Origin of the sequence: Streptomyces sp. NPDC059957 (assembly GCF_042730015.1) — a bacterium.
GTDB lineage: Bacteria > Actinomycetota > Actinomycetes > Streptomycetales > Streptomycetaceae > Streptomyces.
The window spans coordinates 5,169-17,470 of sequence record NZ_JBHWMB010000069.1 but is presented as its reverse complement, the minus strand read 5'-3'; the positions used below and the strand labels follow the sequence as shown (position 1 = coordinate 17,470).

The 12,302-nt window shown below is 71.9% G+C and carries 9 protein-coding genes; 7 read left to right on the top strand and 2 right to left on the bottom strand.

What is annotated here, in order from left to right:
* Positions 1–309 precede the first annotated feature (309 nt).
* Positions 310–930 carry a HutD family protein gene (locus ACFWBW_RS33050; protein WP_385380518.1) on the top strand — a complete coding sequence of 207 codons (621 nt, stop codon included), beginning with the start codon at positions 310–312 and terminating at the stop codon, positions 928–930.
* Positions 931–1,653: 723 nt separating this feature from the next.
* Positions 1,654–5,052, top strand: a complete 3,399-nt coding sequence (locus ACFWBW_RS33045; RefSeq protein WP_385380515.1) for a CARDB domain-containing protein — start codon at positions 1,654–1,656, stop codon at positions 5,050–5,052.
* A 12-nt stretch (positions 5,053–5,064) separates the two neighbouring features.
* Here ACFWBW_RS33045 and ACFWBW_RS33040 read toward each other — a convergent pair whose 3' ends face one another.
* Entirely contained in the window at positions 5,065–6,987 is a 1,923-nt protein-coding gene (locus ACFWBW_RS33040; RefSeq protein WP_385380512.1) for a galactose oxidase-like domain-containing protein, read from the bottom strand.
* A 215-nt stretch (positions 6,988–7,202) separates the two neighbouring features.
* Here ACFWBW_RS33040 and ACFWBW_RS33035 point away from each other — a divergent pair, with 215 nt between their 5' ends.
* Both ACFWBW_RS33035 and ACFWBW_RS33030 read left to right on the top strand, forming a co-directional pair.
* Positions 7,203–7,874 carry a DUF4360 domain-containing protein gene (locus ACFWBW_RS33035; protein ID WP_385380509.1) on the top strand — a complete coding sequence of 224 codons (672 nt, stop codon included), beginning with the start codon at positions 7,203–7,205 and terminating at the stop codon, positions 7,872–7,874.
* Positions 7,875–8,209: 335 nt separating this feature from the next.
* Entirely contained in the window at positions 8,210–8,422 is a 213-nt protein-coding gene (locus ACFWBW_RS33030; RefSeq protein WP_385380506.1) for an acyl-CoA carboxylase subunit epsilon, read from the top strand.
* Between the two features lie 95 nt (positions 8,423–8,517).
* Here the strand turns inward: ACFWBW_RS33030 and ACFWBW_RS33025 are convergent, their stop codons facing one another.
* A complete protein-coding gene (locus tag ACFWBW_RS33025; protein WP_385380503.1) occupies positions 8,518–10,158 on the bottom strand; it encodes an FAD-dependent oxidoreductase in 1,641 nt (546 codons plus the stop codon).
* 284 nt (positions 10,159–10,442) lie between these two features.
* Between ACFWBW_RS33025 and ACFWBW_RS33020 the strand changes: the two genes are divergently transcribed.
* From ACFWBW_RS33020 to ACFWBW_RS33010, 3 genes are all read left to right on the top strand, one after another.
* The gene (locus ACFWBW_RS33020) at positions 10,443–11,573 is read left to right on the top strand and encodes a SchA/CurD-like domain-containing protein (protein WP_385380500.1); all 1,131 of its coding nucleotides are present in this window, start codon (positions 10,443–10,445) and stop codon (positions 11,571–11,573) included.
* Positions 11,574–11,681: 108 nt separating this feature from the next.
* Complete coding sequence (locus tag ACFWBW_RS33015) at positions 11,682–12,128, top strand: cupin domain-containing protein (protein WP_243333070.1); 447 nt, start codon at positions 11,682–11,684, stop codon at positions 12,126–12,128.
* Positions 12,125–12,302 (top strand): beta-ketoacyl synthase N-terminal-like domain-containing protein (locus tag ACFWBW_RS33010; RefSeq protein WP_385380578.1); only part of this gene is annotated, 178 nt, incomplete at its 3' end. The genes ACFWBW_RS33015 and ACFWBW_RS33010, both read left to right, overlap by 4 nt.

The following is a 12,302-nucleotide window of genomic DNA, read 5'->3' as shown; positions in this document are numbered from 1 at the left end:
GTGGCCTTCGGCCTGGTCGCGCTGATCAGCGGAATCGGCCTGCGCGGGGCACACGGCCCGCGGACGGACGCCCCCGCACCGGCGGTCGCGGGCGGCGGTGCGTCCCCGGTCTCCTCCCCGGCCTCCGCCGCGAGCGTGTCCGCCCTCCCGGTCGAGAAGGCCGACGCCTGATCCGGAAGAGGCGACCGGGCCGCCCCCTCGCCGCAGCGCACCCGCCGCGGCCAGGGGGCGTTCTCGCGTGGTGCCCGCGCCCGGCTGGATAGGCTCGGCCCGACCGGGGGCGCGTGTCACCGGAGCCGGAAGGGTGCCATGACCAGCAGCGAAGAAACGATCCGGATCCTGCGGGCGGCCGACCGCCCGGCGGCCCGGTGGAAGAACGGCGGGGGAGTGACCCGCGAGATCGCCGCCGGACCCGAGGGCTCCGGGATGGATGATTTCGGCTGGCGGGTCAGCCTCGCGGAGGTCACCGCCGACGGAGCCTTCTCCGTGTTCCCAGGCGTCGACCGCACGCTCACCCTCGCGGAGGGCGCCGGCATGGACCTCGAGATCGGCGGCGTACGACGTCTCGTGGACCGGAGGTACGCGCCCCAGCGGTTCCCCGGCGACGAGCCGACCGGCTGCCGGCTGCTGGCCGGGCCGGTGGTGAACTTCAACGTGATGTACCGGCGGGGCGTGGTGAGCGCCGACACCGCCGTTGTACGGGGCGCCCTCGCGCTCGCCGTCCGGCCCGGCGAGAGCCTGCTGATCGTGGCCCTGGAGGGGAGGGTCGAAGTCGACGGCTCCGCCGAACTGGGCCCGTACGACGCCGTTCTGGCGACGGGGGCGCGGGAAGTCCTGCTACGGAGCTCCGGGCGCGCGGCGGTGGTCCGTCTCGCCCCGTCCGCGGCCCCCGCCGCCCGCATGGAGCCCGGCCGGACTCAGCCGGCGTAGGAGGCCATCCGCTCCACCAGGGTCCGGGGCGCCCCGGCGCCGAAGCACAGGCCGAGGTTGTCCGCGGACTCGGCCGCGGCCGCCGCGGCGGTGGGGGGAGCACCGCCTCCTCGCGTGCGGCGAGGGCGCCCTGCGGGTCTCCGGGGCGCGCCACGAGGGCGGCGGCGAGCTCGGCGCTGTCGAGCATGGCCAGGTTGGCGCCCTCCCCGGCGAAGGGGGACATCAGGTGGGCCGCGTCGCCGATCAGGGTGACGCCGGGAGCGGCGGCCCAGCGGTGCCCGACGGGCAGGGCGTGGACGGGCCGCCCGACGAGCGGGGCTCGCTGTCGGCGACACCGACGCCGCCCTGCGGCTCTTCCTGGAGAAGGGCTTCGACCAGGTCAAGGTCGCCGGGGTCATCGCCGAGGAGTGCGGACGCCCGGCTGCCGACGATTCGCTGCGCATCCTGGCCCGCTACGTCCTGGAGATTCCGGATCCGGGCCTGAGCCCGGACCCGCGGCGCGCCCTGGATGTGGCTTTCGACCACCTGGAGTGCGGCTGGCCCGGGGTCTGATCCGAACTCCCCTCTGTGCGTGAAGCGTTGACAAAGTCGTCATCTGCTAGAAACCTGTGGCGCCATGGCCGCATAACTGCGATCAGATCACTCAAAAAATTAATAACGGTGCGCAAGTTTGCGGCAGGCGCGGTTGCGTCGGGCCGGTCCCCTCATGGAACAGAGGACAGCATGAGATGGAATCAAGGCGGTCGGCTGATGCTGGCCGGCACTGTGGTCGCGGGACTGATGTCGGCCGGGCTCCTGCCCGTCACCCTCGCCGCCGCGGCGGGCGGCCCCAACCTCGCCCTCGGCAAGGCGGTGTCCGCGAGCGGATCCCTCGGCGGGTACGGGGCCCAGGGAGTCGCCGACGGCAACCAGGGCTCGTACTGGGAGGGGCCCGGCAGCACCTTCCCGACGTGGGTGCAGGTGGACCTCGGCAGCAGTGTCGCCGTCGACCAGGTGGTGCTGAAACTGCCCGCCGGCTGGGAGACGCGCACCGAGACGCTCGCGGTGCAGGGCAGCACCGACGGGAACACCTTCACCACCCTGTCCGCCTCGGCGGGACGGGTGTTCAACCCCGCCCAGTCCAACGCGGTGACCATCGGGTTCACCGCCGCGACGGTTCGCTACGTGCGGGTGAGCGTCACCGCCAACACGGGATGGCAGGCGGCGCAGATATCCGAGCTGGAGGTGTACTCCGCCGACGGCAGCGGCCCCGGCGACCCGGGTGATCCCGGGGACCCGGGTACGCCCCCCGTCGGCGTGAACCTCGCCAAGGGCAAGCCCATCGAGGCCTCCTCGGTCACCCAGTCGTTCGTCGCGGCCAACGCCAACGACGACAGCGTCACCAGCTACTGGGAGGCCGGCGGCCAGCAGTCCACGCTGACCGTGAAGCTCGGCTCCAACGCCGACGTCACCGGAGTGGTGCTCAAGCTCAACCCCGATCCCGCCTGGGGCAACCGCACCCAGAGCTTCGAGGTCCTGGGCCGGGAGCAGTCGGCGAGCGGGTTCACCACCCTGAAGGCCCGCGCCGACTACGCGTTCAGCCCGGCGGGCAACCAGAACACCGTGGCCGTTCCCGTCTCCGGCCGGCTCGCCGAGGTCCAGCTGAAGTTCTCCGGCAACACTGGAGCCGGCGGCGGACAGGCCGCCGAGTTCCAGGTCATCGGCGCCGCCGCCCCGAACCCGGACCTGATTGTCACGGACCTCGCCTGGTCCCCGGCCGGTCCGTCCGAGAGCGACGCCGTCACGGTCAACGCGACCGTCCGCAACGCCGGTTCCGCCGCCTCCCCGGCCACCACGGTCAACGTCAGCCTCGAGGGCGCGGCCGCCGGCAGCGCCCCGGTCGGCGCCCTCGCGGCCGGAGCCTCGGCCACCGTCCCGGTGGCCGTCGGCAAGCGTCCGATGGGCAGCTACACCGTCTCCGCCGTCGTCGACCCGGCCGGCAGCGTCCCCGAGCAGGACGACACCAACAACAGCCGCACGGCCGCCGCGAAGCTCGTCGTCGCCCAGGCGCCGGGCCCCGACCTGGAAGCCCTCTCCATCACCACCAGCCCGGCCAACCCGGCCGTGGGTGCCCCGGTCTCCTTCACCGTGGCCGTCCGCAACCGCGGCACCGCCGCGGTGAGCGCGGGCAGCATCACCCGGCTGGCCGCCGGCTCCACCACCCTGAACGGCCCCACCCCGGCGATCGCCGCCGGCGCGACCGTCAACGTGCCGATCAACGGGACCTGGACGGCGGTCAGCGGGGGAGCCACCCTCACCGCCACCGCCGACGGGACCAACCTCGTCGCCGAGACCAACGAGACCAACAACAGCCACTCCCGCGCCGTGGTCGTCGGCCGCGGGGCGGCGCTCCCGTACACCGAGTACGAGGCGGAGTCCGGGAGCTACACCGGCACCCTGCTGCAGAGCGACGCGAAGCGCACCTTCGGGCACACCAACTTCGCCACGGAGTCCTCGGGCCGCGAGTCGGTACGCCTCTCCTCGACCGGCCAGTACGTACAGTTCACGTCCACCAACCAGGCCAACTCCATCGTCGTGCGCAACTCGGTTCCCGACGCCGCGAGCGGCGGCGGCGCCGACGCCACGATCAGCCTGTACGTCAACGGGAGCTTCGCCCAGAAGCTGACCCTCTCCTCCAAGCACAGCTGGCTCTACGGCAGCACCGACAGCCCCGAGGGCCTGACCAACACCCCCGGCGGCGACGCCCGCAGGCTCTTCGACGAGTCCCACGCCCTGCTCGCGCAGAGCTACCCGCCCGGCACGACCTTCCGCCTCCAGCGGGACGCGGGGGACACGGCCTCGTACTACGTCATCGACCTGATCGACCTGGAGCAGGTGGCCCCGGCGGCGCCCAAGCCCGCCGAGTGCACCTCGATCACGAACTACGGCGCGATCCCGAACGACGGCATCGACGACACGCTCGCCCTCCAGAAGGCCGTGACGGCTGACCAGAACGGGCAGATCGCCTGCGTCTGGATCCCGCAGGGCCAGTGGCGCCAGGAGCAGAAGATCCTCACGGACGACCCGCTGAATCGGGGTCAGTTCAACCAGGTGGGCATCAGCAACGTCTCCATCCGCGGCGCGGGCATGTGGCACTCCCAGCTCTACACGCTCACCCAGCCGCAGGACGCCGGCGGCATCAACCACCCGCACGAGGGCAACTTCGGCTTCGAGATCGACGACAACACCCAGATCTCCGACATTGCCATCTTCGGCTCGGGCCGCATCCGCGGCGGTGACGGCAACGCCGAGGGCGGCGTGGGCCTCAACGGCCGATTCGGCAAGAACACGAAGATCACCAACGTGTGGATCGAGCACGCCAACGTCGGCGTCTGGGTCGGCCGCGACTACGACAACATCCCGGCCCTGTGGGGACCCGGCGACGGCATCGAGTTCAACGGCATGCGGATCCGCGACACGTACGCCGACGGCATCAACTTCGCCAACGGCACGCGCAATTCCACCGTCTTCAACTCCTCCTTCCGCACGACCGGTGACGACGCCCTCGCGGTGTGGTCCAGCAAGTACGTGAAGGACCAGTCGGTCGACATCGGCCACGACAACCACTTCCGCAACAACACCATCCAGCTCCCGTGGCGCGCCAACGGCATCGCCATCTACGGCGGTTACGGCAACACCATCGAGAACAACCTCATCTACGACACCATGAACTACCCCGCCATCATGCTGGCGACCGACCACGACCCGCTGCCCTTCTCCGGGCAGACCCTGATCGCGAACAATGGGCTCTACCGAACCGGCGGCGCCTTCTGGAACGAGGACCAGGAGTTCGGCGCGATCACCCTCTTCCCGTCGAACCTGCCCATCCCGGGCGTCGTCATCCGCGACACCGACATCCACGACTCCACCTACGACGGGATCCAGTTCAAGACCGGCGGCGGGGTCATGCCCGACGTGAAGATCACGAACGTGAGCATCGACAAGTCCAACAACGGTTCGGGCATCCTGGGCATGGGCGGGGCGCGCGGCAACGCCATCCTGTCCAACGTCACCATCACGGGATCCGCCCAGGGCAACATCCTGATCGAACCGGGCTCCCAGTTCGTCATCACCGGGGGCTAGCTCCGGGCGGGTTCACCGCTTGCCGAGCTTGACCCACCTCGCCGTACCGGGCACGCCCCGGGCATCGAGGAGGAACAGCATGTAGTACCCGGGCGGGGCGTCGGCCGCAGTGGCCGGCGCCCGCAGCCCGATCGTGCGCCCGCGGACACCGGTGATCCGCAGCTCCAGATGGCGCTGGCTGGTGTTGACCGCGTGCGTGACGGTCGTCGGCGCCAGCAGTACGGCGCGCCGTACGCCCGCTGCCGTCGGGCTCTCCACCGAGAACTCCGCGTCGTGGGCGATCTCGCCCGCCGGGACCCGGTCCAGTACGGGCCGGGCGCCCCGGTGCAGGTAGGCGGGCTCGTAGATCTCGATCGAGCCGTCCATGCCGTCCTTGATGTCCGGGTCGTTGGCGATCTGCTGGAGCTCGTCCCCGGTGACCATGACCCGCCCGTCCGGCAGCACCAGGGCGTTGGAGTGGTAGCCCCGCGGCAGCCGTTGGGCCGGCCCGAGCCTCCACCGCCCGTCACCGCCCCGCAGTTCGGTCTGGCGGAACTTCGGATCGGCCTTCGGGTTGAACGGCCCGAACCCGTAATCCCTGGTGTCCTTCGCCCCGTTGACCGTCAGCAGCGTGCCGTCCGGCAGGATCAGCGTGTCGTCCTGGGTCCGGCCGAAGGCGCGCGGCTCCTCCGTGGTCCAGGCCCCGCCCGACAGCCGGTAGGTGTTCGGGTCGAGCGGATCCCCGCCCAGCACCAGCACCGAGTCGGGTCCGCGGAACCCCGCCGGCAGTGGTACGGCGGAGCCGTAGCCCCGGAAATCGGCGGGCCGCCTGGGCAGGTCCGTACGGGCCTGCGTGCGCGGGTCGAAGAGCCACTGCTGGTCGGCGTCGCGCCCCAGACCGTAGATCATGCCGTCGCGCAGCGAGAACAGGTGCGGGTAGTCGTTGCGGAACGGCGCGTCGGAGCGCATCCGCTGTACGGAGAGGTCCACGGGGATGTCGTACGGGCGCCAGGGCACCGGCTGCCCCAGCGCGGGGAACCGCTCCACCACCGGGGTGGGCGTTCCCGTGCCGCGCTCCGACTGGCCCGACATGATGATCTGGCGGCCGTCCGCGCCCGTCACCACCGACGGGTACCAACGGCCCACCGCCATATCGCGGTTGCGGTACCAGCCCTCGGTCCACGGGTCGAAGACGAAGGACAGCTTCGCCCCGCTGCCACCCTTGCCCCCCGTGTTGCCGCCGAAGACCCCCAGCATCCCGTTGGGCAGGAAGGAGTGCCCGGCGCAGAAGAAGGGCGCCGGGCGCGGGGCGTGCGTACCGTCGGGCATCAGCACGACGGGTGGGGTGACCTTCTTGAAAGACCGCGCGCCGGTCCCCTTCGCCGGATCCCACAGGTAAGCGCGGCCCGCGTTCGCCGGTCCGATCCGGTCCGTGGGGCCGGTCTCCTTGGTGGGGTCGGTCTCCACCCGCGAGAAGGAGAAGAGCAGCACCTTGCCGGTGGGCAGCTGGGCGACGTGCACGCCGAAGTCGGGGGAGGGGAAGTACTCGGCGAAGCGTCCCGAAACCGCCGCCTCGAAAGCGGAGTTGGCCTCGCGCTGCGAGCCGGTGAGCGAGGCCAGGCTCGTGTTGCGCCGGGACTGCGGGTACTCCACGGCGCCCTTGGCCGCCCGGCGCAGCTCGGCGTGGGCGCGCGCGTGGCCGGCGCCGATCACGGCGGCCTCGGCCGGGTCGGTCCCCGCGGTCCCTCTGGACCCTCTGGACCCTCTGGACCCTCCGGACCCTCCGGACCCTCCGGACCCTCCGGACCCTCCGGTTCCCGCGGCCCCTCCGGTCTCCGTGGTCCTTCCGTCCGTGTCGTGCGCCGGCGTGCCGGCGGCGGCCGGTGCGGTCGCGAGGACGAGGGCGGAGAGGACCGCGGTCGCGGACAGCAGGGCGGACCGGTGCAGGCGGCGCATGGGGCTCCTCGGCGCGGGCGGTTCCGTAGGGCGCTCAGCATAGGAAATATCGGCATGAATAGGGTGATCCGACGTGCTCGGCGCCCTGCCGATGAGCCGTTCGGCCCTCCCCGGTGCCCTGGCGGGACGTTTCTGCGGTGAAAGGGCCCGGCCATCGGAGTGAGGCCGCGCACCCGTTCCCCGATCGGCCCGGTACGGACCGCTTCCATGGCCGGGTGATCAGAACACTGCGCACCGCGCTCGGCGCCGTCCTCGTGACCGGCGGCCTCCTCACCCTCCTGCCCGCCTCTGCCGCCGGGGCGGCGGGTGGCCCCGCGGCCCCCGCCGCGCCGGAGGACCGGGTGACCGTCGACGTCGCCACGGTCAACGGCTCGGGGTGCCGGCCGGGCAGCGCCACCGTCGCCGTGGCCGAGGACAACTCGGCCTTCACCGTCACCTACAGCGAGTACCTGGCCATGGCGGGAGGCAACAGCGCCCCGACCGACGGCCGCAAGAACTGTCTGCTCTCCCTGGTCGTACACGTCCCGCAGGGGTTCACCTACGCCGTCGCCCAGGTCGACTACCGGGGATTCGGCAGCCTGCAGAAGGGAGCCGTCGGCACCCAGAAGGCCAGCTACTACTTCCAGGGCATGAAGCAGACCGACTCCCGCACCCACAAGTTCCACGGCAAGCTTGACGACAACTGGCAGGCCTCCGACACCACGGGCATCGAGGCACTGGTCTTCGCCCCCTGCGGCGAGCAGCGCAACTTCAACATCAACACCGAGCTGCGCGCCGAGGTCGGCACCTCGGACCCGGCGACGACCAGCTACATGGCGCTCGACTCCACCGACGGAAGCATCAACAGCGTGTACCACTTCTCCTGGAAGCAGTGCACGTCCCGCTGAACCGGCCCGCTGAACGGCCCGGCGTGCTCCCCACGGGCGGTCGCGCGGGACTCCCCCTCAGGAGTCCCACGTGACCGCTCGCCGCTGCCGCCCGCACCGGGGTTTCCGGGGGCCCGCCACTCGGACGGCCCAATCACCGCGCGGCGCGAACAGCCCGGCGTCACCCGGTCGACGCGGCCGCGACCTGGGCTTTCGCGCAACTGCCCGGTATGCCGGGCGTGTCGCGCCCCGCTAGCGTCGGCAGGGTCCGGAGTCCTTGGATTCCGCGAGGGGGGTCCTGCTATCCGCCTGTGCGAGAGGCCGAGCCGATGCTGAAGGACGCTCCGATAGCCCAGATGCCCCCGATAGCCAGCCTGCTCCGTGTGGAGAAGGGCGTGGCCGCCCCCGAGGAACTCGCCGCGATCGCGGTGGTCGTCGCCTGCTTCGCCCGCCGCAACTCCGCGGGGTCGGGAACGGGAGCGGGAACGGCCCCCACCGAGACCGCCCGCCGCCGGCGTCCCGCGCACCACGGCTCCGGCTGCTGGGCGGGCTGCTGGACCTGCGGCTGACGCGGTCAACTGGCAACCGGCAACACCCATGAATGCCCCTGCCCCCGGCCCGCTTACGGGCCGGCGGCAGGGGGACCACTCCGCGTACGGGCGGGTCAGGCCCGGCGCAGCACCGTCGACAGGGCCTCGGACAGCGCGGCCTCGGCATCGACCACCGGCCCCTGCGAGCGCCATGCGACGAACCCGTCGGGCCGCACCAGCACGGCGCCCTGCGCGGACATGGCGTGCACCTCGCTCCAGTCGGAGCCCTCCTCCTGCACCAGATCCGCCCCCGGAGCGCCCGCGGACCCGATGGCGTACGCGTCGAGCTTCACCGACAGCCGTTCGGCCACCCGTTCGGCCGCCTCCCGCCACGGCGAGCCCGCGCCGCACAGCAGCACGAACGCGCGCTCGTAGAGGTCCACCGTGGAGACCCGCTCGCCGTCGGCCCGCGTCAGCCACATGTGCGGGGCCCGCGTGCCGGGGTCGCCCTTCATGCGCATGCCCTCCGGGATGACCGGGCGGTCCGGCGCCCCTCCGACGAACGCCCCGCTCGGGTACGCGTACGCCATCGCCGTCGTGAGGACCCCGCTGCCCGGTCCACCGCCCATGGTGGGCGGCGGCGCGTACCCGGGGTGGCTGTGCTCCGCCGAACGGGCCGAGGCGCGCTGGGCGGTCGCCACGGCCACCGGGTGCCGCTCGGCCCCGTACGTCTCCAGCAGTTCCCTGCCCGCCGAGCCGTCCAGGACCGCCGCGATCTTCCAGGCCAGGTTGTGCGCGTCCTGGATGCCGGTGTTGGAGCCGAACGCGCCGGTGGGGGACATCTCGTGGGCCGCGTCGCCGGCCAGGAACACCCGCCCGGACGAGTACTGCTCGGCGATCCGCTCGGCCGCGTGCCAGGGAGCCTTCCCGCCGATCTCCACGTCCAGGTCCGGTACGCCGATCGCCGCCCGGATCTGCTCCCTGCACCGCTCCTCGGTGAAGTCCTCCAGGGTTTCCCCCTGGTCCGGGTGCCACGGCAGGTGGAAGACCCACTGGGTGTCGTTGTCCACCGGCAGCAGTGCCCCGTCCGCACCCGGCTTCATCAGGTAGCAGACGATGAACCGCAGGTCGCCCAGCACCTCGACGAGCCGGCGCGAGCGGAAGGTGACGCTGACGTTGTGGAACAGCTCGCCGCTGCCCGTCTGCGGGATGCGCAGCTGCTCGCGCACGGGGCTGCGCGGGCCGTCCGCCGCGATCAGGAAGTCGGCGCGCACGGTGATGTGCTCACCGGTCTCCCGGTCCTTGACCAGCGCGTTCACCCCGGTCTCGTCCTGGTCGAAGCTCATCAGCTCGGTCGAGAACCGCACGTCGGCGCCCTGGGCGCGGCTCTGCGCGGCGAGGATCGGCTCGATGTTGTTCTGGCTGCACACGCACCAGCCGGTCGGGCTGAACTTGCTGAGCGCCCCGGCCGGGTCGATGGCCTTGACCAGCCACTTGTGATCGCCGCCCAGCAGGGACTCCGTCTGCAGGATGCCCATGTTGTTCTCCAGCGCGGACGCCGCCTGCCGGATGGCGCCCTCTGCCCCGGCGACCCGGAACAACTCCATGGTCCGGGCGTTGATACCGCGCCCGCGCGGGTGGTCGGAGGTACCGGCGTGCTTCTCCACTACCAGGTGCCTGATGCCGTGACGGCTCAGGAACAGCGAGGTGGACAGACCCACGAGGGAGCCGCCCACGACGAGAACCGGTACGCGAACATCTGCCGTGTCTTCCATCAGCTGCGAGCTCCTGAATTCTGTGTGGGGGGAGTGCACTCTTTTATGCCCCCGATCGCTGGCCAAGCCCAGGAGATACGCCGGTTGTCACCCGCTTGATCCGGAGATGTAGCGGTACGTCCGCACCCGGATGACGATGAGCGACAGCGGTTCCCCCGAAGACACGCCGGCCTGCCGTCCCCGCGACGGCCGCCGGTCCGGGGCGGCCACCGCCGATGACGGACGAGGGTCCGTACGCGATGAAACCCCGCCCTCCCCCAGGGCCCTCACGAAGGAGTGAGCAGATGACGACCACCCTGTCCGAACGGGTGTCACAGTCCGCCTTCGACGGATCCATGCTCCGGGTCGTCCTGCTGATGGACCTCCACGAAGGAGCCCAGCAGCGGTTCTTCGAGGCGTACGAGCAACTGCGCCACGACATCGCGTCCGAACCGGGCCACATCAGCGACCAGCTCTGCCAGTCCTTCGAGAACCCCTCGCAGTGGCTCATCACCAGCGAGTGGGAGAGCGCACCGCAGTACCTCGCCTGGGTCAACAGCGAGCACCACGCCGAACAGGTCCGCCCGCTCGGCGCCTGCGCCCGCGCCATGCGCCCGCTCAAGTACACCGTCCTGCGCGAGACCGGCCGCGGCTACCAGGACGCGCAGCGGCCCACGGGCGCCCGCCTGCAGGAAGCGCCCCGGCTCGGCGCCGGCATCGTCCGCCACGCCCTGACCTTCACGGTCAAGCCCGGCAGCGAGAAGAACGTCGCCGCGCTCCTCTCCAGCTACGCCTCCCCGGAGGCGAAGGTGGACGGACACACCCGGCTCATGCGGACCTCGCTCTTCATGCACGGCAACCGGGTCGTGCGTACCGTGGAGGTCCGCGGAGACCTGATGGCAGCCCTGCGGCACGTCTCCGAGCAGCCCGAGGTGCGGGCCGTGGAAGAGGCCATCAACCCCTACCTGGAGCAGGACCGCGACCTCGGCGACCCCGAGTCCGCCCGGATGTTCTTCATGCGGGCCGCGCTCCCCGCCGTCCACCACGTCGCCGCGCACGAGGCGGGCGGCGCCGACCGCTCCGACGTACGCCGCCACGCGCTGTTCTACCCGGCCAAGCCCGGCTGCGGACCGGCGCTGGCCCGGTTCCTCGCCCGGCAGGACGAGGAAGCGGCCCACCGGTCCGACGCCCCGACCGTGAGCAGCAGCATCTTCCAGCGCGACGACATCGTCGTACGCCTCATCGACGTGCGCAGCCCGCACGGCGCCGGGCTGGAAACCGCCTTCGGCGTCCGGGGCCCGCGCAAGGCGGCCGTACTCGCCCGCCTGATGGCCGCACCCGCCGACGGGCCCGCCGGGTCCGAGGGGGCAGCCGAGTCCGCGGTCCGCCACACCATGAGCCTGATCACCGACCGCAGGGCCCCCGCCGAAAGCTGAGCCGCGCGGCACCGCCCGCCCGGCCCGCCCGGCCCCGGACCCCTCATCCCCGGACCCCCCACCCACCAGCCCCGTCCAGGCCCCCCACCGCCAGGAGGAACCCCCGCCATGACCAGACAACGCCCACCGCACATCGTGGACCTCAGCGAGACGCAGCCCAACACGAGGCGCGGCGGCGACCTGAGGGCCGTCCTCACACCGACCTCGGTGGGCTGCACCAGCGGCTTCATGGGACTGGCCGTCATGGCGCCGGGCGAGCACATCGCCGAGCACTACCACCCGTACTCCGAGGAGTTCGTGTACGTGGTCGCCGGTGAGCTGGAGGTCGACCTCGACGGCGAGGCCCACCCGCTCCTCACCGACCAGGGACTCCTCGTCCCGATGAACGTGCGCCACCGCTTCCGCAACGTCGGCGGCACCGAGGCCCGCATGGTCTTCCACCTCGGACCGCTCGCCCCGGACCCCAAGCTCGGGCACGTGGACACCGAGGAGGCCGTTCACCCGGAGGGCTCCGCCTGGGAGCGGCCCCCGGACCGCGCGGGAGCGGTCTCGTGACCCGCCGACGCGTGGCCGTCACCGGGGTCGGCGTCGTCGCCCCCGGCGGGATCGGCACCTCCGCCTTCTGGGAGCTGCTCTCCAACGGGCGTACGGCGACCCGCGGCATCACCCTCTTCGACCCGACCGGCTTCCGCTCCCGGATAGCCGCGGAGGTCGACTTCGACCCTGCCG